Annotated in this window: 19 protein-coding genes and 1 pseudogene; 14 read left to right on the top strand and 6 right to left on the bottom strand. The window is 72.0% G+C overall.

Going from position 1 to position 20,703, the window contains the following annotated elements:
- Positions 1 to 157: 157 nt before the first annotated feature.
- Positions 158 to 1,006 (top strand): annotated as a pseudogene (locus ACFWFZ_RS05845) (TROVE domain-containing protein).
- Here ACFWFZ_RS05845 and ACFWFZ_RS05840 read toward each other — a convergent pair.
- Positions 991 to 1,671 (bottom strand): DUF4190 domain-containing protein, encoded by a 681-nt coding sequence (locus ACFWFZ_RS05840; protein ID WP_387117141.1) that lies wholly within the window; start codon positions 1,669 to 1,671, stop codon positions 991 to 993. The pseudogene ACFWFZ_RS05845 and the gene ACFWFZ_RS05840 overlap by 16 nt on opposite strands.
- Before the next feature lie 113 nt (positions 1,672 to 1,784).
- On the opposite strand from ACFWFZ_RS05840, the gene ACFWFZ_RS05835 reads away from it, so the two are divergent.
- The 3 genes from ACFWFZ_RS05835 to ACFWFZ_RS05825 all read left to right on the top strand — a co-directional run bounded on the left by ACFWFZ_RS05835 (position 1,785) and on the right by ACFWFZ_RS05825 (position 4,789).
- Complete coding sequence (locus ACFWFZ_RS05835; protein ID WP_387117138.1) at positions 1,785 to 2,810, top strand: adenosine deaminase; 1,026 nt, start codon at positions 1,785 to 1,787, stop codon at positions 2,808 to 2,810.
- 20 nt (positions 2,811 to 2,830) lie between these two features.
- On the top strand, positions 2,831 to 3,520 hold the full coding sequence (locus ACFWFZ_RS05830; RefSeq protein ID WP_387117134.1) for a glycerophosphodiester phosphodiesterase: 690 nt from the start codon (positions 2,831 to 2,833) through the stop codon (positions 3,518 to 3,520).
- Positions 3,521 to 3,583: 63 nt separating this feature from the next.
- Positions 3,584 to 4,789, top strand: coding sequence for a serine hydrolase domain-containing protein (locus tag ACFWFZ_RS05825; protein ID WP_387117131.1), 1,206 nt, complete (start codon positions 3,584 to 3,586; stop codon positions 4,787 to 4,789).
- On the opposite strand, the gene ACFWFZ_RS05820 is transcribed toward ACFWFZ_RS05825, so the two are convergent.
- The 3 genes from ACFWFZ_RS05820 to ACFWFZ_RS05810 form a co-directional block, all read right to left on the bottom strand.
- Positions 4,779 to 5,252: a hypothetical protein gene (locus ACFWFZ_RS05820; protein ID WP_387117128.1), complete on the bottom strand. Its 474-nt coding sequence runs from the start codon at positions 5,250 to 5,252 to the stop codon at positions 4,779 to 4,781. The genes ACFWFZ_RS05825 and ACFWFZ_RS05820 overlap by 11 nt on opposite strands.
- Before the next feature lie 77 nt (positions 5,253 to 5,329).
- Positions 5,330 to 6,508, bottom strand: a complete 1,179-nt coding sequence (locus tag ACFWFZ_RS05815) for a spermidine/putrescine ABC transporter substrate-binding protein (protein WP_387117125.1) — start codon at positions 6,506 to 6,508, stop codon at positions 5,330 to 5,332.
- 92 nt (positions 6,509 to 6,600) lie between these two features.
- Positions 6,601 to 8,040: a gamma-aminobutyraldehyde dehydrogenase gene (locus tag ACFWFZ_RS05810; RefSeq protein WP_387117122.1), complete on the bottom strand. Its 1,440-nt coding sequence runs from the start codon at positions 8,038 to 8,040 to the stop codon at positions 6,601 to 6,603.
- Positions 8,041 to 8,209: 169 nt separating this feature from the next.
- Here ACFWFZ_RS05810 and ACFWFZ_RS05805 point away from each other — a divergent pair, with 169 nt between their 5' ends.
- From ACFWFZ_RS05805 to ACFWFZ_RS05760, 10 genes are all read left to right on the top strand, one after another.
- Complete coding sequence (locus tag ACFWFZ_RS05805; RefSeq protein ID WP_030651035.1) at positions 8,210 to 8,713, top strand: Lrp/AsnC family transcriptional regulator; 504 nt, start codon at positions 8,210 to 8,212, stop codon at positions 8,711 to 8,713.
- Between the two features lie 3 nt (positions 8,714 to 8,716).
- A complete protein-coding gene (locus ACFWFZ_RS05800) occupies positions 8,717 to 10,078 on the top strand; it encodes an aspartate aminotransferase family protein (RefSeq protein WP_387117118.1) in 1,362 nt (453 codons plus the stop codon).
- Positions 10,079 to 10,263: 185 nt separating this feature from the next.
- Positions 10,264 to 11,019, top strand: a complete 756-nt coding sequence (locus ACFWFZ_RS05795) for an ABC transporter ATP-binding protein (RefSeq protein WP_387117115.1) — start codon at positions 10,264 to 10,266, stop codon at positions 11,017 to 11,019.
- On the top strand, positions 11,001 to 12,074 hold the full coding sequence (locus ACFWFZ_RS05790; protein WP_387117112.1) for a hypothetical protein: 1,074 nt from the start codon (positions 11,001 to 11,003) through the stop codon (positions 12,072 to 12,074). Before ACFWFZ_RS05795 ends, ACFWFZ_RS05790 begins: the two co-directional genes overlap by 19 nt.
- A 26-nt stretch (positions 12,075 to 12,100) precedes the next feature.
- The gene (locus ACFWFZ_RS05785; protein ID WP_387117109.1) at positions 12,101 to 13,192 is read left to right on the top strand and encodes an LOG family protein; all 1,092 of its coding nucleotides are present in this window, start codon (positions 12,101 to 12,103) and stop codon (positions 13,190 to 13,192) included.
- 102 nt (positions 13,193 to 13,294) lie between these two features.
- Positions 13,295 to 14,200, top strand: coding sequence for a hypothetical protein (locus ACFWFZ_RS05780; protein WP_387117106.1), 906 nt, complete (start codon positions 13,295 to 13,297; stop codon positions 14,198 to 14,200).
- Positions 14,201 to 14,311: 111 nt separating this feature from the next.
- The gene (locus ACFWFZ_RS05775) at positions 14,312 to 14,947 is read left to right on the top strand and encodes a hypothetical protein (RefSeq protein WP_387117102.1); all 636 of its coding nucleotides are present in this window, start codon (positions 14,312 to 14,314) and stop codon (positions 14,945 to 14,947) included.
- 133 nt (positions 14,948 to 15,080) lie between these two features.
- Positions 15,081 to 15,347: a ferredoxin gene (locus tag ACFWFZ_RS05770; RefSeq protein WP_387117099.1), complete on the top strand. Its 267-nt coding sequence runs from the start codon at positions 15,081 to 15,083 to the stop codon at positions 15,345 to 15,347.
- The gene (locus ACFWFZ_RS05765; protein WP_387117096.1) at positions 15,344 to 16,747 is read left to right on the top strand and encodes an NAD(P)/FAD-dependent oxidoreductase; all 1,404 of its coding nucleotides are present in this window, start codon (positions 15,344 to 15,346) and stop codon (positions 16,745 to 16,747) included. Before ACFWFZ_RS05770 ends, ACFWFZ_RS05765 begins: the two co-directional genes overlap by 4 nt.
- Before the next feature lie 39 nt (positions 16,748 to 16,786).
- On the top strand, positions 16,787 to 18,043 hold the full coding sequence (locus ACFWFZ_RS05760; protein WP_387117093.1) for a cytochrome P450: 1,257 nt from the start codon (positions 16,787 to 16,789) through the stop codon (positions 18,041 to 18,043).
- Positions 18,044 to 18,049: 6 nt separating this feature from the next.
- Here ACFWFZ_RS05760 and ACFWFZ_RS05755 read toward each other — a convergent pair whose 3' ends face one another.
- Together ACFWFZ_RS05755 and ACFWFZ_RS05750 are read right to left on the bottom strand one after the other, a co-directional pair.
- The gene (locus ACFWFZ_RS05755) at positions 18,050 to 19,069 is read right to left on the bottom strand and encodes an ABC transporter ATP-binding protein (RefSeq protein WP_387117090.1); all 1,020 of its coding nucleotides are present in this window, start codon (positions 19,067 to 19,069) and stop codon (positions 18,050 to 18,052) included.
- On the bottom strand, positions 19,069 to 20,685 hold the full coding sequence (locus ACFWFZ_RS05750; protein WP_387117348.1) for an ABC transporter permease: 1,617 nt from the start codon (positions 20,683 to 20,685) through the stop codon (positions 19,069 to 19,071). The genes ACFWFZ_RS05755 and ACFWFZ_RS05750 overlap by 1 nt, the downstream gene beginning before the upstream one ends.
- Between the last annotated feature and the right edge of the window lie 18 nt (positions 20,686 to 20,703).

The raw sequence follows: 20,703 nt of genomic DNA, 5'->3' as shown, positions 1-20,703 counted from the left end.
GAGGTCGTGGGTCGAATCCCACCCGGCCCCTCACCCGCAAGGGAACGGGCCGGTGGAGCAGTCAGGCAGCTCGTCGGGCGTCAGTCCGCCGCCGACTCCCGACCTCGGGCATCCCCACGCAACGCCTCCCCGCTTCCATCGGATTCGGGGGATTCACCTGGCCCGCTTCAACCTGCGCGCGCTCAAACCGGCGCCCGCCTCGCCCACTTCACCGGTGCGCTCCACCGGACACGCCCGCACCGCCCAGGGCGGACCGGGCCGTCTGCGCGATCCGCGCTCCGAACTCTTCCTGCTCGCCGTCGCCAACTTCGTGACGCAGCGCACCGCGTACGCGAGCGGCGAGGCGCGTGACGACCGGTTCGCCGCGCTCGTGCGCACCCTCGCCGTCGAGGATCCCGCCTGGACGGCCGGCCTGCTGGGCTGGCTGCGCGGGGATGCGAACCTGCGCACCGCCCCGCTCGTCGGCGCCGCGGAGTGCGTGAAGGCTGAAGGCCAGGGGGCGATGGCGCTGCTGCGCAACCTGCGCAACTTCGACGAGGCGGGGGGCTCGGACGCGGTGGCCGCGCAGGTCGCCGCGAAGATCTCCCACCCGGAGGCCGTAGCCCGGTCCCGGCAGTCCCCCTCCACTACCTGGCCGCCTACCGGCACGCGCCCTCACTGCGCTGGGCGTACCCGCTGGAGCAGGCGCTGGGCCACTCGCTGGCCAACGTGCCGGCGCTGCCCGGCCGCACGCTGGTCCTCGCCGACCGCTCCGGCTTGATGTGGTCTCCGCTGTCGGACCGCTCCCGGCTCAACCGGGCCGACGCCGCGGCCGTGGACGCGGCACGTGCCGTCCGACGTGCCCGTCCACACCTGGAACCTGGCCGGCTACCGGGTGGGCCACGCGCCCTCGGGCAGCGGGAACCGGCACACCTTCGGCGGGCTCACGGACGCGGCCTTCCGGATGCTCACCCTGATCGAGGGCGGCCGGAACGCCGACTGGCCGTGGCTTCAGACCCGTTCGTGAAGCCGCGAGTCCGAATACGGGCTCTCGTAGCGCGGGCCGTCGTCCCGGCTGCGGTCGAGGAACGGGGCGAACAGGGCGAGCAGCATCAGGAGGCCCAGCGCGATGCCGACCGCGCCCAGGATGATGCCGGCCAGGGCCATCCCGCCGTTGTCGGCCTCGCCGCGGTTGGCCTTGCCCTTGCCCAGGGCTCCGAAGACGACGGCCCCGATCCCGAGCGCCACGGCTATGAAGCTGGTGATGCAGCCCATGACCGCGAGGATGCCGAGGACGAGCGAGGTGATGCCGAAGCCGTTGCTGGGCTGGCGTCCGTACGGCGGGTACGCGCCGGGGAACGGGTACCCCTGCTGGGCGGGGTACCCGGGATGCCCCGGGAAGCCAGGGCCGGGATATCCCGCGTCGCCGGGGTAGCCGTAGCCGGGCTGGGCCGCCGGGTAGCCGTACGCCGCCGAGGCGGGCCCGGCCGCCGGCGGCGGGCTCGCGGCGGGGCCGGGCGCGGCGGGGGCCGTCAGGCCGCCGGGCATCCCGGCGAGCGTCGGCTGGTCGTGCACGGACGGCGGGCCCGACCCCACCGGCATGCCCTGCGCAGCCTGCGATTTACCCAGGTCCACCACGGGCCGCTCCGGCGGCGCCCACGGGTCCCGCGGCTCGGGACTGCTGTCGTTCATACGGAGCCCCCCTCTCTCGTACGGCCATGCTAAGCGCTGCCACCCACAGTCACGGCCGTGCCTACGATGAGGGCGTCCTGCCCGCACCCCCGCCCATCCGGAGGCACCGCCCCATGACCGACCTGCACCCCTTCATCGCGGGGCTGCCCAAGGCCGAACTCCACGTCCACCACGTCGGCTCGGCCTCCCCCCGCATCGTGGCCGAGCTCGCCGCCCGGCACCCCGACTCGGAGGTGCCCACCGACCCCGAAGCCCTCGCCGACTACTTCACCTTCACCGACTTCGCCCACTTCATCGACGTCTACCTGTCGGTCGTCGACCTCGTCCGCACCCCCGAGGACGTACGGCTGCTGACCTTCGAGGTCGCCCGTGACATGGCCCGGCAGAACATCCGCTACGCCGAGCTCACCATCACCCCGTACTCCTCCACCCGCCGCGGCATCGACGAGAAGGCCTTCATGGAGGCCATCGAGGACGCCCGCAAGGCCGCCGAGAAGGAACTGGGCGTCATCCTGCGCTGGTGCTTCGACATCCCCGGCGAGGCCGGCCTCGAAGCCGCCGCCGAAACCGCGCGGCTCGCCGTCGACCTGCGCCCCGAGGGCCTGGTCTCCTTCGGCCTCGGCGGACCCGAGATCGGCGTTCCGCGCCCGCAGTTCAAGCCGTACTTCGACCAGGCCCGCGCCGCCGGCCTGCACAGCGTGCCGCACGCCGGCGAGACCACCGGCCCGGAGACCGTCTGGGACGCCATCCGCGACCTGGGCGCCGAGCGCATCGGCCACGGCACCAGCTCGGTCCAGGACCCGGAGCTGCTCGCCCACCTCGCGGAGCACCGCATCGCGTTGGAGGTCTGCCCGACCTCGAACATCGCCACGCGCGCGGTGACCGACCTCGACCTGCACCCGGTCAGGGAGATGGTCGCGGCGGGCGTACTCGTCACGATCAACAGCGACGACCCGCCGATGTTCGGCTCCGACCTCAACAACGAGTACGCGGTGGCCGCGCGCCTCCTCGACCTCGACGAGCGCGGGCTCGCGCAGCTCGCGAAGAACGCCGTCGAGGCCTCCTTCCTGGACCCGGCCGGCAAGGAGAAGCTCAACGCGGAGATCGACACGTACACCGAGCAATGGCTCGCGCGCTGAAGTCCCCCGAGAATGGGGCCATGCGCACCCTGACTGCGATCGGCCACCGCGGCGATCCCTACCGCGTCCGTGAGAACACCCTGCCCTCCATCCGCTCCGCCTTCGCCCGCGGGGCGGACGCGGTCGAGGTCGACGTACGGCTGACCCGTGACGGGGTGCCGGTCCTGCTCCACGACGAGTCGCTCCAGCGGCTGTGGAACCACGACGTGCGGCTCGACGAGATCTCGGCCGCACAGCTCAAGGAGATGACCGGGGGCGCCGTTCCGACGCTGCGCGACGCGCTGGTGGCGGCCGGGGCGGGCCGACTGATGCTCGACCTCCCGGGTGCCACGCCCGAGGCGGTGCGCACCGTCGTGGGCCTGGTCCGGGAGTGCGATGCGCGCGAGCGTACGTTCTACTGCGCGGGACCCGGGTCGATGCTGGCGCTCCGCGCGGCCGATCCCGGCGCGGAGATCGCTCTGACCTGGACCACGCTCTCGCCGCCCCGGCGCGTCCTGATCGACGCGGTGGCGCCGCGCTGGCTCAACTACCGCTTCGGGCTGGTGAGCCGGGAGCTGGCGGACGCGCTGCACCGGGACGGCCTGCTGGTGTCTGCCTGGACCGCCGACACCAGGCGGACGATGAAGGGGCTCATCGCGGCGGGGGTCGACGCGATCACCACGAACCGGGTGGACGCGCTGACGGCAGTGCGGGCCCAGTTCGGCCGGTGATACCCGCGCCGGGCCGACGGGGCCGGCGGCTGCGCGGGGCCCGGCCGTGGGTTGAACGCAAGGATGCGCACATTGATCGCCGCGGCGCTGGTCGTCGGGATCGCGTCGGGGCCGGCCGTCGCCCACGCCGCGTCGGCGCCGGTGCCGGCACCGGCGCCGGCACCGGCGTCCGCCGTCTCGGTGCCGATCGCGCCGGTGGTGTCGACACCGCCGAACGCGGCCGCGCTGGAGGCGGCGATCGCCGGGCTCGGTCCGCGGCACGGGGACGCGACGGCCGCGCTGGTGCGCGTGGGCGGCACGGCCGGCTGCTGGCAGGGCAGTTCGGGCGTGGCGGACATCCGCACGGGGCGCGAGGCCGTCGAGCGGGGCCGGTTCCGGGCGGGGTCGGTGACCAAGGCGTTCACGGCGGCGGTCGTCCTCCAGCTGGCGTCGGAGGGGCGGGTGGACCTCGACGGGCCGGTCCGGCGCTATCTGCCCGGGACCGTGCCCGACCGCTACGGGGCCGTGACGGTGCGGCAGTTGCTGAACCACACCAGCGGCATCCCGGCGGCCGACGGCCCCGGGGACTCCTTCGAGGCACAGTGGGAGCACCGGTTCGACGTGACCGACCGGCGCGCACAGATCGCCGACGCGGTCGCCAAGGAGCGGGAGTTCGCGCCCGGCACAGCCCAGCACTACCTGAACATCAACTACACGGTGCTCGGTGCGCTGATCGAGAAGGTGACGGGCATGCGGTACGAGGACGTTGTCGGCGTCCGGATCCTGAAGCCGCTGGCGCTGCACGGGACGTCGTTCCCGGGGCGGACCGGGACGAGGATCCACGGCCCGCACAACCGGGGCTACCAGGCCATACCAAAGGCGGACGGCTCGCGCGAGCTGCGTGACGTGACCGAGTGGAACTCCTCGGACCGGTGGGCGGCGGGTGACATCATCTCGACGACGGCGGACCTGGAGCGCTTCACCGTGGCCCTCTTCAGCGGCCGTGTGGTGCCGAAGGACCGGCTGGAGGAGATGTTCACGGTGCCGGACGTGCGGGACTCCGTGAGCGGCAAGCCGGCGGTGATGACGGCGGGCCTGTCCAGGATCGTCCTGCCGGACGGCACGGTGGCCTGGGGCAAGACGGGTGGCCGGCACGGCTACAACACCGCGATCGGCGCGACCCGGGACCTCTCCCGCACCCTGGTCTACTCGGTGAACGCCACGGACGCCAAGGGCCAGGACACGAACCGGGTGGCCCTCGGCATCGCCATGGCGGCCTTCACGAAGTAGCGGCGGCCTCGGTCTCCAGCCGCTTGATCATGCGGCGCAGGATCAGCAGGGGGATCACCCCGAAGATGCCGAACGCCATGTCGATGACGCTCCACCAGAAGGGGATGCCGCGGATCGGGCCGCAGATCAGGGCCAGCGGGATCACCCCGGCGCAGGCGATCATGCCGGCCTCGATGATCCAGATGTTGCGGACGGGGTCGCGGTACACGCCGTAGAAGAAGACGGCGATCACGAGGTGGGCGAAGGCGAGCCAGTCGGTCCCGTACAGGAGGAAGGGGTAGTCGGCATCGGCCCGCTCCAGCCCTTCGCCCACCCGGCGCAGCCATATGTTGTCGACCAGGGCGTTGCCCCAGCGGACCTCGCTGACCAGGGGGAAGGCCGTGAGGCCGCTGAGCACCAGGCAGACGACGAAGACGGTCAGCCAGGCACGGATCCGCCGCTCAAGGGCGCTTCTCTCGCTCATGGAGGGGAGCCTACGCGGCTTTCTGAACGCGTTCAGTCAAATGACTGAACATGTTCAGTTCTGTGTCCGGACCGTGATCAGAGCCCGACGATCGCGTTCCACCGCCTGGCCAGGGAGCGTCGCTCGGCCGAGGAGACGTCCCGGGCGACCGCGAGCCGCCCCCGCATGTCGTCGTCGGGGAAGACCAGCGGGTTCTCGGCGAGTTCGGCGGTCTCCTTGTCGTCCGAGCCCGCCAGCACCTCCCGGGCCGCCGGGACGGGGCAGACGTAGTTCACGGAGGCGGCGAGCCGTGCGGCCACCTGGGGGTCGTAGTAGTGGTCGACGAGTGCCTCGGCATTGGCCTTGTGCCGGGCCAGGTTGGGGACGAGCAGGCTCTCGGCCCAGAGTTCGCCGCCTTCTTCGGGGACGACGAACTCGATGTCGGGGTTGTCGGCCTGGAGCTGGATGGCGTCGCCGGAGTAGGCCTGACAGGCGAGGATGTCGCCCTTGCCGAGATCGGAGGTGTAGTCGTTGCCGGTGAAGCGGCGGATGTGCCTCTTCTTCACCAGGTTCTCGACCTGGTCGCACATCCGGTGGAAGTCCGATTCGCTCCAGCGCGTGACGTCGACCCCGTTGCCCTGCATCAGCAGGGCGAAGGATTCGTCGAGCCCGGAGAAGAGGGTCACCCTGCCCGCCAGGTCGGGGTGCCACAGGTCCTGGAGGGACCTGATCTCCCGGCCCAGGGCCTTGCGGTTGTAGGCGATGCCGGTGATCCCTGACTGCCACGGGACGGTGTGAAGCCGGCCCTCGTCGAACGCGGGGGAGCGCAGCTGCGGGTCGAGGTGGCGGGTGACGTTGGGCTGCGCCGACCGGTCCATCTTCTGGGCCCAGCCCAGGTGCACGAAGCGGGCGGCCATCCAGTCGCTGACCACGACCAGGTCGTGGCCGGTCTCCTGGCGGTTCATCAGGGCCGGGCTGACCTTGCCGAAGAACTCGTCGTTGTCGTTGATCTCCTCGGTGTAGCGGACCTCGATGCCCGTGCGCTCGGAGAAGGCCTCCAGGGTCGGGCGGCTCTCCTCGTCCTCCTCGTCGGTGTCGATGTAGAGCGGCCAGTTGGAGAAGGCGACGCTGCGGTCCCGCTCCGAGCGGTCCGGACGCACGCGCCCCTCCTCGGGAACGTAGGCGGGTCGGACACCGCATCCGGCGAGGGCGGCCGACAGGCCCGCGGCTCCGATTCCGGCGAGCGCGGCGCGGCGGGAGAAGGCGAGTTGAGGCATGGCCACAGCCTCGGCGAACGCGAAAGGGCGGGCAATAGACATGATGTCTACTGCCCGCCCCCTCAGGGCCCTGCTGTGATCGATGCGGCCGATCAGCCGTCGAGCGAGGTCATCACGTGCTTGATGCGCGTGTAGTCCTCGAAGCCGTAGGCGGAGAGGTCCTTGCCATAGCCGGACTTCTTGAAGCCGCCGTGCGGCATCTCGGCGACGAGCGGGATGTGGGTGTTGATCCACACGCAGCCGAAGTCGAGGTTCTTGGACATGCGCATCGCCCGGCCGTGGTCCTTGGTCCACACGGAGGAGGCGAGGGCGAACTCGACGCCGTTCGCGTACTCCAGGGCCTGGGACTCGTCCGTGAAGGACTGGACGGTGATGACGGGGCCGAAGACCTCGTTCTGGATGATCTCGTCGTCCTGCTTGAGGCCGGAGACCACGGTCGGGGCGTAGAAGTAGCCCTTCTCGCCGACCTGGTGGCCGCCCGCCTCGACCTTGGCGTGGGCGGGGAGCCGCTCGATGAAGCCCGCCACCTGCCTCAGCTGGTTCGGGTTGTTCAGCGGGCCGTACAGCACGTCCTCGTCGTCCGGCGCGCCGGTCCTGGTGTCGGCGGCGGCCTTGGCGAGCGCGGCCACGAACTCGTCGTGGATCGACTCGTGCACGAGCACGCGGGTGGCGGCGGTGCAGTCCTGGCCGGCGTTGAAGTAACCGGCGACCGCGATGTCCTCGACGGCCTTCGGGATGTCGGCGTCCTCGAAGACGACGACCGGGGCTTTGCCGCCGAGCTCCAGGTGGACGCGCTTGACGTCCTTGGAGGCGCTCTCGGCGACCTGCATGCCCGCGCGCACCGAGCCGGTGATGGAGGCCATCGCCGGGGTCGGGTGCTCGACCATCGCCCGGCCGGTCTCACGGTCGCCGCAGATGACGTTGAAGACACCCTTGGGCAGGACCGAGTCGATGATCTCCGCCATCAGGACGGTGGAGGCCGGGGTGGTGTCGGAGGGCTTGAGCACGACCGTGTTGCCCGCCGCGATGGCCGGGGCGAACTTCCACACGGCCATCATCATCGGGTAGTTCCACGGCGCGACCTGGGCGCATACGCCGACCGGCTCGCGGCGGACGATCGAGGTCATCCCGTCCATGTACTCGCCGGCCGACCGGCCTTCGAGCAGGCGGGCCGCACCCGCGAAGAAGCGGATCTGGTCCACCATCGGCGGCAGCTCCTCGCTGGCCGTGAGGCCCAGCGGCTTGCCGGTGTTCTCCGACTCCGCGGCGACGAGCTCGTCCGCGCGCGCCTCGAAGGCGTCCGCGATCTTCAGCAGCGCCCTCTGGCGCTCGGCGGGGGTGGTGTCGCGCCAGCCCGGGAAGGCGGCCGCGGCGGCGGCCATGGCGGCGTCGACATCGGCCTGGCCCGAGAGCGGGGCGGTCGCGTACACCTCTCCGGTGGCCGGGTTGACCACCTCGGTGGTGCGCCCGTCGGCGGCGTCCTTGAACTCCCCGCCGATGTAGTTGCGCAGACGACGCAGTTCGGTGGTCACTACAGCCACACTCCTGATCACATGTCCAACGATTGAGACGAATACCAAGCCTAGCCCCTGCGCGGAGGCTTTCGACAGACCCGAAGGCCACCACCTACGAAATCGGTGAGATCCGAGTCGCCAAACAACGGATTTCATTGATTCCGTCTTGCGGAACAGACGACTCCTCGTGCACAGTGGGCTCGTGGTCAGTCGAAGCGCAGATTCCAGGAACAGACAACCGTCCCCTTCGGTCGATGCTGTGTCCCTGGCGATCATCGAGCAACTGCAGGAGGACGGCCGCCGTCCTTATGCCTCGATCGGCAAGGCCGTCGGCCTGTCGGAGGCGGCTGTGCGCCAACGCGTGCAGAAGCTGCTCGACCAGGGCGTCATGCAGATCGTCGCCGTCACCGACCCGCTGACCGTGGGCCTGCGGCGTCAGGCCATGGTCGGCATCAACGTCGAGGGCGACCTCGACCCGGTGGCCGACGCGCTGACCGCGATGGCCGAGTGCGAGTACGTGGTGATGACCGCCGGGTCGTTCGACCTGATGGTGGAGATCGTCTGCGAGGACGACGACCACCTGCTCGAAACGATCAACAAGAAGATCCGCACGCTCCCCGGCGTGCGATCAACCGAAAGCTTCGTTTATCTGAAGCTGAAGAAGCAGACCTACATGTGGGGAACTCGATAGCCCGTGAGCCAGGACCTCTCCAAGACCGCATACGACCACCTGTGGATGCACTTCACCCGCATGTCGTCATATGAGAACGCACCCGTCCCCACCATCGTGCGTGGTGAGGGCACCTACATCTTCGACGACAAGGGCAAGCGCTACCTGGACGGTCTCGCCGGACTGTTCGTGGTCAACGCCGGTCACGGCCGCAAGGAGCTGGCCGAGGTCGCCTTCAACCAGGCGCAGCAGCTGGCCTTCTTCCCCGTGTGGTCCTACGCCCACCCCAAGGCCGTCGAGCTCGCCGAGCGCCTGGCGGACTACGCGCCGGGCGACCTGAACAAGGTCTTCTTCACCACCGGCGGCGGCGAGGCCGTCGAGACCGCCTGGAAGCTGGCCAAGCAGTACTTCAAGCTGCAGGGCAAGCCCACCAAGTACAAGGTCATCTCGCGTGCGGTCGCCTACCACGGCACCCCGCAGGGCGCCCTGTCGATCACGGGTCTGCCGGCCCTCAAGGCTCCCTTCGAGCCGCTGGTGCCCGGTGCGCACAAGGTCCCGAACACCAACATCTACCGCGCCCCGATCTACGGCGACGACCCCGAGGCCTTCGGCCGCTGGTGCGCCGACCAGATCGAGCAGCAGATCCTCTTCGAGGGCGCCGACACCGTCGCCGCCGTCTTCCTGGAGCCCGTGCAGAACGCCGGCGGCTGCTTCCCGCCGCCGCCCGGCTACTTCCAGCGGGTCCGTGAGATCTGCGACGAGTACGACGTGCTCCTCGTCTCCGACGAGACGATCTGCGCCTTCGGCCGCCTCGGCACGATGTTCGCCTGTGACAAGTTCGGCTACGTGCCGGACATGATCACCTGCGCCAAGGGCATGACCTCGGGCTACTCCCCGATCGGCGCGTGCATCGTCTCGGACCGCATCGCGGAGCCGTTCTACAAGGGCGACAACACCTTCCTGCACGGCTACACCTTCGGCGGGCACCCGGTGTCCTCCGCGGTGGCCATCGCCAACCTCGACATCTTCGACAAGGAAGGCCTCAACCAGCACGTGCTGGACAACGAGGGCGCCTTCCTCAAGACGCTGCAGAAGCTGCACGACCTGCCGATCGTCGGCGACGTCCGCGGCAACGGCTACTTCTACGGCATCGAGCTCGTCAAGGACAAGGTCACCAAGGAGTCCTTCACGGACGAGGAGACCGAGCGCGTGCTCTACGGCTTCCTGTCCAAGGCGCTCTTCGAGAACGGCCTGTACTGCCGGGCCGACGACCGCGGCGACCCGGTCATCCAGCTGGCGCCGCCGCTGACCGCCGACCAGGGGACCTTCGACGAGATCGAAGGCATCCTGCGCTCGGTGCTCACCGAGGCGTGGACCAAGCTCTGACCAGGCGGCAGACAGTCTGACGGTGCAATAGTCCGATCACACGGCCCGGATCCTTCGTTCGAGTGAGAACGCGGGGGTCCGGGCCGTGTGATGTCACCATCCAACCGTTTCATCTCTTTACATCTGAGTACGGCGCCAGTGACTGAAAGGGCTCCGTTTCGTTCCCTCGGACGGAGGTGTACGCCATGGTGGCCCCACCGGACAATGCCCCGCCGGACAATGACGTTCTGTGGGCGCGGTCCCTGCACTACGCGCACGACGGTGCCCCCGCCCTCGTGGGTGTCTCCCTCGGAGTCCGCCAGGGCGAGATCGTGGCCCTGATCGGAGCCCGCGGCAGCGGCAAGACCACGCTGCTGCGGTGCCTGTCCGGGCAGCTGCTGCCCTCCGAGGGCGAGGTCTGGTTCAACAGCGTCCCCGTGCACACCATGGGAGACCTGTCCCGCGAACGGCTGCGCCGCGACCGCTTCGGCTGGCTCGGTCCCGAACCCCAGCTGCTGCCCGAGCTGAAGGTCTGGGAGAACGCCGCCCTGCCGCTGCTGCTCGCCGGGGCCTCCCACCGCAGCGCCAAGCACGCCGCCTGCGAATGGCTCGACCGCCTCGACATCGCCGCCTTCGCCCGCAAGCGGCCCGCCGCGCTCAGCCGCGCCGAGTGCCAGCGGGTGGCCCTGGCCCGGGCCCTGGTCACCGTGCCCTCGGTGATCTACGCCGACGAGCCCACGGCCCCGCTGCACCGGGCCGACCGGGCCCTGCTGCTGCGGACGCTGACCACCGCGGCCCGCTCCCACGAGATCACCGTGCTGCTGGCCACCGCAGACGAGGCCACCGCCGCCGTCGCGGACCGCCGCCTGACTCTGGTCGACGGCCGTCTCTCGGTGACCGCCGACACCTCCCCTCTCCCCGACACCCCGGAGGGCCAGGCCGCGTGCTCGCTCTCCGCCTAGCCCGCGGCTCCCGGCCCGTCGTCCAGTTGCGCCGGCTGCTCGTCGCCGCCGCCTCCGCCGGGACCGGCTTCCTGCTGCTGTACGTACTCGCCACAGCCGTCGACCGGCCTGCCGGATCGTTCCCTCGCCTGCTGTGGGCGCTGGTCCCGCTGGCCGCGACGGTCCACTTCGCCGTCGCCGTCGCCCGGGCCGACCCCACGACCCGGCCCCGCGAGGGGCTGGACGCCGCCGGGCTGGGACCCGTACGGCTGTCCCTGGCCGCCGCGATCTCCACGGCCGTCGCCTGCACCCTGGGCAGCGCCCTGGCCCTGGCTGTCTTCCTCCACCTGCGCGGGGACCTCGCCGGGCTGCCGTTCGACGGCTCCGGCGCCAGGCTGCTCCACGCCGAGCAGCCGCTGCCCCTGGCGGCCGCCCTGACCCTGCTGGGCCTCGTACCGGTGACCGCGTCGGCCGCCACCGTGCTCGCGCTGCGCCCGCACCGGCCGCTGGCTCCGCAGACCGCCCTGCCCTGGGGCATCGCCCTGACCGCCTGCGGGCTCGCTGTCGAGGCCTACGCCGGCCGGGACGGCGGCGGGGTCCTCGCCGGCTGGGTGCTGACCGCCGTCGGACTGGCCCTGGCCGGACCGGGTCTGGCCTACGCCTGCGGCAGCCTGGTCCAGGCCGTGCGCCCGGGTGCGCTCCGGCTGCTGGCCGGGCGGTCCCTGCAGGAGCAGGCCTCCCGGATCGGGCCGCCGCTGGGCGTGCTGTGCTCCGTGGCCGCCGGGGCCCTGACCGCCCTCGCCCTGCGGGACCGGGGCGGGCTGCACGTTCCGCTGGGTCCGCTGGCCTGGCCGGCCGCCGCCCTGGTGGCGCTGTGCGCCGCCGCGACCCTTCTCACATCCGCCGCGGAGGACCGCCGGACGGGGGCCGACGGGCGTGAGGCCATGCTCGATCTGGCAGCTCCCGCACGGGTCCTGCGCACGGCGGCGGGTCTGCGGGCCACCGCGCTCGTGGCCGTGTGCGTACCGCTCAGCTGGGGTGTGGCACAGCTGACGTCGCTGGCGCTGACCCGCTGAGGCATCCAGCCTCTAGGGTGGGCCGAATGGTCAACGCAGACATCGAGATCGAGACGCTCGCCGAATTCGACCAGGTCGTGGCACGCGGCTCGCTCAGCGGCTACCGGATCCAGTCGGTCAACCTGCTGGAGCGGACCTTCGCGCTGCTGGCCGCCGACACCTCGGCGGCCGTCTTCCTGGGCTGCGCGATGGAGCCCGACGCCTCGGCGAAGGTCCGCGCGGACGGCGCGCTGGTCTTCCCGCCCGTTCCGGACCTGCCGTTCAACCCGTACCGGGGCCTGCTCTACACCCCGGAGGAGCTCTTCGACGGGCTGCCCGACGGCTACGAGGCCACCCCGGACGCCGAGGCGTACGCCTGGTTGCGGGAGACCGCGGCCGACGGCGACGTCTTCTCCTCGATGCTGCGCACCGTGCACGACGACGCCATCTCCGGCGCCCTCGACGAACATCTCGCCGCCGCCCGCGTGGTGGGCGTGATGGGCGGCCACGCCATGGCCCGGGACAGTGCCGACTACCGCGGTGCGGCGGAGCTCGGCCGGGCGCTGACCCGGTCCGGGCTGACCGTGGCCACGGGCGGCGGCCCCGGTGCGATGGAGGCCGCCAACCTCGGCGCCTACCTGGCACCGGCCCCGGACGAGGCCCTCGTGGAGGCCCTGGAGCTGCTGGCCAAGGCCCCGTCCTTCGAGCCGTCGGTGTCCGACTGGGCGCACGCGGCCTTCGCCGTACGGGACCGCTGGCCCGGCGGCGGCGACTCGGTGGGCATCCCCACCTGGTTCTACGGCCACGAGCCGCCCAACGCCTTCGCCGCGCACATAGCGAAGTACTTCGCGAACGCCACGCGCGAGGACGGGCTCCTGGCCCGGTCCACCGCGGGCGTGGTGTTCCTGCCGGGCGCGGCAGGCACCGTCCAGGAGATCTTCGACGCCGCGACACCGAACCACTACGGGTCCCGGGGCGAGCCGGCACCGATGGTCCTGGTCGGCCGCACCCACTGGACCGAGCGCCTCCCAGCCTGGCCGCTGCTCCGGGCGCTGGCCCGGGGCCGGGCGATGGAGTCGCGGATCGCGCTCGTCGACTCGGTGGACGAGGTCCCCGGCGTGCTCGCCTCGATGCGCTGAGCCGGGCATTTCGACGAGCTGGGCTGCGCAGGCAACTTCCGGGCCGATTCCCACGTCTGGCAGAGGTACCGCAAAACCTGCCAGACGTGAACGGAGCCATCGGTGCTCATAGGCCTGCTGACCGCTGTCGCGGCATCCATCTGCTACGGCACGGGATCCGTGCTGCAAGCCGTCGGATCGCGCCGCGCCGCCCGGATGTCCCCGACGGCGGCCGGGGTGACCGCCCACGGCGGCCCCAACCTCTCGTCCACCGCGAAGGCGGCGATGACGTGGGAGTTCATCGTCGGCACGATCCTGGACTTCGTCGGCTTCGGGCTCGGCGCGCTCGCCGCCCGCCTCCTCCCGCTCTTCCTGTCCCAGACGGTGATCAGCGCCAACCTGGTGATCACGGCCGTGCTGAGCGTGAAGATGCTGGGCATCCGGCTGAGCCGCAAGGAATGGGCGTCGATCGGGGTCGTCTGCACCGCGCTGGTGCTGCTGGCGACGGCGGCGGGCCACGAGGGCGGCCACCACGCGCCGATGTCCACGCACTGGTGGCTGCTGGGAATCACCACGCTGCTGATGGTCGGCGGCACGGTGGCCGTCCGCCTCCTCGGCGGCGGAGCCGCGATCCTGGCGGGCCTGCTGTCGGGTCTGGGCTTCGGCGCGCTCGGCGTCGGCGTGCGGATCCTGGACGGCGTCGACCCGTTCGACCTCGGCACCCTGCTCACCGACCCGGCGCTCTACGCCATCCTGCTGGCCGGCATCGGCGGCATGTACCTGCACACCGTCGCCCTGCAGATCGGCTCGGTCAACGGAGCCACCGCGGCCCTCGTCGTCGGCGAGACCGTGCTGCCCGGCGCGATCGGGGTGCTCTTGCTCGGTGACGCGTCCCGCCCCGGCCTCGCCTGGCTGGCGGTCGCCGGTTTCGTCATGGCGGTGGCCGGCGCCGTGGCGGTCGCCTGGTACGGCAAGCACGAGGGCGCCGAGGAGGAGACGGCGGCCCCGGTACCGCAGCCGGTCGGCTGACCCCGGCCGGCCGGCTGGCGCCGGCTCCGCTCCCTCACCCGGTCGGCCGCCCCAGGTGGTGACGCGGCGACGGCTGGCGCTTGCTGGACCGGGGGAGAGAGCGAGGGGTCCGTGGAGCCCACGACCGATCGGCTGAAGACGCCGCGCGCGGCCGGAATGGCCGGTGTCGCCTTCGCCGTGCTGCTCGGTGCGGCGATCGTCCTGATGCGGATCTCCGTTCCGGCCGGCGGCGCCGCCGACGCGGCCATCGACCCGGACCGCCGCTGGGCGGTCCAGCTGGCGCTGCAGATCGTGCCGTTCGCCGGCATCTTCTTCCTCTGGTTCATGGGCGCCCTCCGCGCGCACACCGGTGAGGCCGAGGACCGGTTCGTCGCGACCGTGTTCCTCGGCAGCGGCTTCGTCTGCGTGGCCACCCTCTTCGCCGCCGCGGCGGCGGCCGGCACCGTGCTGAACGAGGAGAACCCCTCCGTGTTCGGCCGCCACTACGCCTACGCCCTCCTCGCGACGTACGCGATGCGCATGGCTGCCGTCTTCGTCCTCGCGACCTCGACGATCGGGCGGATGCTCGGGGTCTTCCCCCGGCCGCTGTCCGTGCTGGGCACCCTCGTCGGCCTGATCCTGATCGTGGCGGGCTCCGGCGTCCCCTGGTCCGAGCTCCTGTTCCCGGGCTGGGCTCTGGTCGTCAGCCTCCACATCCTGCGCACCCGTCGCACGGCCTCGCCACCGGACCGCTCCGGCCCGCCGTGAACCCCTCCCGACCTGGCGGTCCGTGCTCCGGCAGGCGGCCTGCGGGTACCGCGTGCATGCTGGTGGACAGGGGAGGAACCGGGGGTAGCCGGGGGCGACGGGGATCAACAGCCGAGGGAAGGGCCGATCCGTCATGAGGCTTGTCGTCGACCTCAACCGCTGCCAGGGATACGCCCAGTGCGCCTTCCTCGCTCCCGACGTCTTCGCCATGCACGGCGACGAGTCGCTCCTCTACGACCCCGAGCCGGCCGCCGAGCAGCGCGAGAGCGTCCTGCGCGCCGTGGCCGCCTGCCCCGTCGGCGCGATCCTCCTGGAACTCACGGACGAGGACGTGGCGGACAGTGTGTCCCAGGAGGCGGCCGTGGCCGGGGCCGGCGCCGGTTCCGGAGGTTCACGGTGAGCGGTGAACGCACACGCGACGGGTCCTTGGAGCACCTCAAGCGCGAGGGCCGCATTGTCGTCGTCGGCGCTTCGCTCGCGGGTCTGCGGGCCGCCGAGACCATGCGCGACAAGGGGTTCACCGGATCGCTCACGATGGTCGGCGACGAGCCCCATGAGCCGTACGACCGGCCCCCGCTGTCCAAGCAGGTCCTGCTGGGCAACGCGATGGCGGACCACACGGCGCTCCCCCGCCGCCGGGCGATCGACGCCGACTGGCGTCTCGGAGTCCCCGCGACGGGCCTGGACATGGCCGCCCGCCGGGTCCGGCTCGGCGACGGCGACGAGGTCGAGTACGACCGGCTGCTGATCGCCACGGGCGTCCGTGCCCGGCCCTGGCCCAACCCGGAGGAGGGCGAACTCGAAGGGGTCTTCGTCCTGCGCACCCGCGACGACGGCGAAGGACTGCAGCGCGCCCTCGCCGCCCGTCCCCGCCGGGTGCTCGTCATCGGAGCCGGGTTCACCGGGTCCGAGATCGCCTCCGCCTGCCGGGAACGCGGCCTGAAGGTGACCGTCGCCGAACGCGGCTCGGCCCCGCTGGTGGGCGCCCTCGGCGCAGTGATCGGCGAGGTGGCGGCCGAGATGCACCGGGAGCACGAGGTCGACCTGCGCACCGGCGTCATGGTCACCGCGCTGGAGGGCGATCCCGCCGGCCGGGTCCGCGCCGCCCACCTCTCCGACGGCTCCACCGTGGAGGCCGACGTGGTGGTCGTCTCCCTCGGCGCGCAGCGCAACACCGAGTGGCTCGCCGGGTCCGGACTGGGCGCCGGCCCCCGCGGCATCGCCTGCGACGCGGGCTGCCGGGCCTTCGACGTCCGGGGCATCGTCACCGACGACATCTACGTGGCGGGTGACGTGGCACGTTCGCCGCATGCCCTGTTCGGCTACCAGTTCCTGTCCCTGGAGCACTGGGGCAACGCCGTCGCGCAGGCCGAAACCGCCGCGCACAACATGCTCAGCGAGAGCACGGACCGCCGCCCCCACCTGTGGGTGCCGGCCTTCTGGTCCTCGCAGTTCGGCGTAAACATCAAGTCGGTCGGAGTGCCGCCGATGGGGACCGAGATCCTCATCACCCAGGGCTCGCCGGCCGAGCGCCGGTTCGCGGCCGTCTACGGGTACCAGGGGCGGGTGATCGCCGCCGTGACCTTCGACAACTGCCGCTGGCTGCCGTTCTACGAGCAGCAGATCGAGAGCACGGCGCCGTTCCCGCCGGCGTACACGACGGTGGACCGCAGGCCGGAGGGGAGCAAGCCGGTACCGGCGGACTTCCCCGACCCCTCGGTGCCGACCCACGGCCCGACCATCACCCTCAGCGGCTACTCGCCGGCCGACCGGAAGATGACCTTCACCCCCGGGCACTGACCCCGTCGCGACCGCCCCCGAGGATCACGAGGACCCGCCATGACACAAGCCCTCCTGCGGGAGATCATCGACTACGCGAACCGGGCCAATCCGTACCCGCTGTACGAGGAGCTCCGCAAGACCCCGGTGTCCCACGGGGAGCACGGCCCGTACGTGGTCAGCACGTACTACGAGATCCAGAGCCTGCTGCACGACCCGCGGATCAGCTCCGACTCGCGCAACCTGAAGGCGACCGGTGACGATCCGCTGGGGCAGTCCGCCGGCGACGAGGGGGCGGCCCTGCCGCCCTCCTTCCTCAAGCTCGATCCGCCGGACCACGACCGCCTGCGGCGCATGACGAACCGGCCGTTCGGGCCGCCCCACTCCCCGCGCCGGGTGCACGACATGCGAGGCGAGCTCGACGGCCTCGTCACCGGGCTCATCGACGGCATCGCCACCTCCGGCGACCTGGACCGGGTCGACCTGGTCGACCAGTTCGCGTACCCCTTCCCGGTCACTGTGATCTGCCGGCTGCTCGGGGTGCCCCACGAGGACGAACCGCGCTTCCACGTCTGGGCGGAGACCCTCGCCGCCAGCCTGGACCCCGACCCGGACGCGGACCCCACCCAGCGGGGCCAGGGCACCGTGGACGCCCGGATGGAGCTGGGCATGTACCTGGCCGGGCTGATCGAGGAGCGTCGCAAGAACCCCGGCGACGACATGCTGTCCCAGCTGGCGACCGCGGACGGCCCGGACGGCGCGATGACCACCATGGAGGCGCTCAGCACCTCCGCGCTGCTGCTGATCGCGGGCCACGAGACCACGGTCAACCTGATCACCAACGGCATGCTGACCCTGCTGCGCCACCCCGACGTCCTCAAGCGGCTGCGCGAGGACCCCGGTCTGTCGGTACCGATCGTGGAAGAACTGCTGCGGTACGAGCCGCCGGTGCAGCTGCTGCCGCAGCGCACCACGCTCTGCGACATCGAGGTCGCCGGGGTCGCCATCCCCAAGGGCGCGTCCCTGTGGCTGATGCTGGCCTCCGGCAACCGCGACCCGAAGCGGTTCGAGAACCCGGACCGCTTCGACCCGGACCGGGGGGACATCCAGCACCTCGGGCTCGGCAGCGGCATCCACAGCTGCTTCGGGGCGCCGCTGGCCCGACAGGAGGCGCAGCTGGCGCTGAGCGAGCTGGCCCGCCGACTGGTGAACCCGCGTCTGCTGGAGGACCCGCCGCCGTACCGCCAGAACGCGGTGCTGCGCGGCCCCCGGCACCTGCCGATCGCCTGCGACGGCGTCCTGCCGAAGGCAGGCTGACTCCCGTCACCGAGGGAGGACGACGACCTCGGCGGGGCTGAAGGCCGCGGCGACCCGGTCGCCGACGGCCGGAGCCCCCGCCAGGCCGCACTCGGCCTCCAGCACCGGGCCGCCCTCCGGCCTCAGCAGCAGGGCGACGTGGGTGCCGCGGAAGGTCCGGGACACCACCTCGCACCGCAGGCCCGCGTCGCGGAGCACCACCCCCGCCGGGCGGATCATCAGCCGCTGCTCCCCCTCCGGGGAGCCGGCCGGGACCGGGACCCTGCCCCAGGCGGTCGCCGCGACCGCTCCCGTCACCGTCGCCGGGACGACGTTCTCGAAGCCGAGGAAGCGCGCCACGAACTCCGAGGCGGGCCGCTGCCACACCTCCAGCGGGGTCCCGGCCTGCGCGATCCGGCCGTCCCGCATCACCACGACCCGGTCGGCCAGGGCGAAGGCCTCCCCCTGGTCGTGCGTGACGGCCAGGACCGTCGTCCCCAGCCGCGAGAACAGCCCCCGCAGCTCGACCACGAGCCGCTCGCGCAGCCCCCGGTCCAGCTGTCCGAGCGGTTCGTCGAGCATCAGCAGCCGCGGCGACGGCGCCAGCGCCCGGGCCAGCGCCACCCGCTGCTGCTCGCCGCCGGACAGGGAGGCCACCGCCCGGCCCTGGGCCCCGGGGAGCCCGACCAGTTCCAGCAGCTCCGCGACCTGGGCGGCGTACGAGGCGCGGCCGCGGCCGCGCATCCGCAGGCCGAAGGAGACGTTCGCGCCGACGTCGCGGTGCGGGAAGAGCTGGTGGTCCTGGAACATCAGGCCCACGCCCCGCCGGTGCACGGGGACACCGGCCTGGTCGGCCCCGCCCAGCAGCACCCGCCCCCCGGACACCTGCTGGAGCCCGGCGACGACCCGCAGCAGCGTGGACTTCCCGCTGCCGCTCGGGCCCAGGACGCACACGGTCTCGTGCTCGGCGACCTCCAGGTCCACGGAGTCGACGACCGCGCGCTCACCGAGCCGGACCGACACCCCTTCCAGCTGAAGCAGTGTCATCAGAACTCTCCGGAGGTCTTGTCGGGTCGCAGTCGCTCCAGCACCAGCAGGGACACCGCGCACACCAGCATCAGGATCGTGCTCAGGGCCATCGCCTGCCCGTAGTTCAGCTCGCCGGCCCGCCCCAGCAGCCGCGCCACGGCCACCGGCAGCGTCGGCTGGTCCGGCCGGGCGATGAAGACGGTCGCGCCGAACTCCCCCAGCGACACGGCGAAGGCGAACCCGGCCGCGATCAGCAGCGCCCTGCGCACCAGCGGCAGGTCCACCTCCCGCCAGGCGCGCAGCGGTGACGCGCCGAGCACCGCGGCGGCCTCCCGGAGCCGCCCGTCCACCGCGCGCAGAACCGGCAGCATGGTCCGTACGACGAAGGGCACGCCCACCAGCGCCTGCGCCAGCGGCACCAGGATCCACGAGGTCCGCAGGTCCAGCGGCGGCTCGTCCAGGGTGATCAGGAAGCCGAAGCCGACCGTCACGGCGGACACCCCGAGCGGGAGCATCAGCATCGCGTCGAAGCCCCGTACGAAGCGGCCCCCGCGCCGGGTCAGGGCGGCGGCCGCGAGGCCCCCGACGACCAGGGCGATCGCGGTGGCGGCGAGCGCGTACTGCAGGGAGTTCCAGACCGCCTCCAGCGGCGGCACCAGGAAGGTTCCGCCACCGGCGCCGGCGTCCTGCAGGGCCCGGTAGAAGCTGAGGCCGTAGCCGCCGGGGGCGTCGAAGGACCGCTCGACGAGCACGGCCAGCGGCGCCACGATCAGCAGCCCGATGGTCAGCAGGACGCCGCCCAGGAGGGTGCGCTGCGCCCAGCCGCGCGGACGGTGCGTGGTGCGGCCCGGATCGACCAGGCTCAGCGCGGTCTCGCGCCGGCGCACGGTCCATGCGTGCAGGGCGAGGATCGCGCCGATCGCGGCGAACTGCACCATCGTCAGGACGGCGGCCGTCGACAGGTCCAGGAGCTGCGCGGTCTGCCGGTAGACCTCCACCTCCAGGGTGGAGTAGGCGGGTCCGCCCAGGATCAGGACGACGCCGAAGGAGCTGAAGGTGAAGAGGAACACCATCAGGGACGCCGCGGCCACGGCCGGGGCCAACGCGGGCAGCGTCACCCTGCGCCAGGCGGCGAACCGGCCGGCGCCCAGCACCCGCGCGGCCTCTTCCTGGCGCGGGTCGAGCTGGGCCCACAGTCCGCCGACCGTGCGGACGATGACGGCGTAGTTGAAGAAGACGTGCGCGAGCAGGATCGCCCAGACGGTGGTGTCGAGGCGGACGCCCGCCAGTTCGTCCAGCAGTCCGCCGCGTCCGAGCAGCGCCAGGAAGGCCGTGCCGACGACCACGGTCGGGAGCACGAAGGGAACGGTCACCACCGCCCGCAGCAGCTGCTTGCCGGGGAACTCGAAACGCGCGAAGACGTACGCGCCGGGGAGTGCGATCAGCAGGGTGAGCACGGTGGAGGCGAGCGCCTGCCAGGTGGTGAACCACAGCACGTCGGCGATGTCGGGCCGGGCCAGCACCTCGCCGAGCCGGCCGAACTGCCATCCGGTGTCGGCCTTGAGGCCGCGGCCGACGATCGCGGCGACGGGGTAGGCGAAGAACAGCCCGAAGAAGGCGAGGGGGACGGCCATCAGGGCGAGGCGGACGGC

Source organism: Streptomyces sp. NPDC060232 (assembly GCF_042726555.1).
In the GTDB taxonomy this organism is placed as follows: Bacteria; Actinomycetota; Actinomycetes; order Streptomycetales; family Streptomycetaceae; genus Streptomyces.
This window is presented reverse-complemented; position numbering and strand designations above follow the sequence as displayed.

Bases quoted from the DNA above. Each gene is read 5' to 3' on its own strand.
- ACFWFZ_RS05840 (WP_387117141.1), bottom strand. From the start codon at position 1,671: ATGAACGACAGCAGTCCCGAGCCGCGGGACCCGTGGGCGCCGCCGGAG.
- ACFWFZ_RS05835 (WP_387117138.1), top strand. From the start codon at position 1,785: ATGACCGACCTGCACCCCTTCATCGCGGGGCTGCCCAAGGCCGAACTC.
- ACFWFZ_RS05830 (WP_387117134.1), top strand. From the start codon at position 2,831: ATGCGCACCCTGACTGCGATCGGCCACCGCGGCGATCCCTACCGCGTC.
- ACFWFZ_RS05825 (WP_387117131.1), top strand. From the start codon at position 3,584: ATGCGCACATTGATCGCCGCGGCGCTGGTCGTCGGGATCGCGTCGGGG.
- ACFWFZ_RS05820 (WP_387117128.1), bottom strand. From the start codon at position 5,252: ATGAGCGAGAGAAGCGCCCTTGAGCGGCGGATCCGTGCCTGGCTGACC.
- ACFWFZ_RS05815 (WP_387117125.1), bottom strand. From the start codon at position 6,508: ATGCCTCAACTCGCCTTCTCCCGCCGCGCCGCGCTCGCCGGAATCGGA.
- ACFWFZ_RS05795 (WP_387117115.1), top strand. From the start codon at position 10,264: ATGGTGGCCCCACCGGACAATGCCCCGCCGGACAATGACGTTCTGTGG.
- ACFWFZ_RS05785 (WP_387117109.1), top strand. From the start codon at position 12,101: ATGGTCAACGCAGACATCGAGATCGAGACGCTCGCCGAATTCGACCAG.
- ACFWFZ_RS05770 (WP_387117099.1), top strand. From the start codon at position 15,081: ATGAGGCTTGTCGTCGACCTCAACCGCTGCCAGGGATACGCCCAGTGC.
- ACFWFZ_RS05760 (WP_387117093.1), top strand. From the start codon at position 16,787: ATGACACAAGCCCTCCTGCGGGAGATCATCGACTACGCGAACCGGGCC.
- ACFWFZ_RS05755 (WP_387117090.1), bottom strand. From the start codon at position 19,069: ATGACACTGCTTCAGCTGGAAGGGGTGTCGGTCCGGCTCGGTGAGCGC.
- ACFWFZ_RS05750 (WP_387117348.1), bottom strand. From the start codon at position 20,685: ATGGCCGTCCCCCTCGCCTTCTTCGGGCTGTTCTTCGCCTACCCCGTC.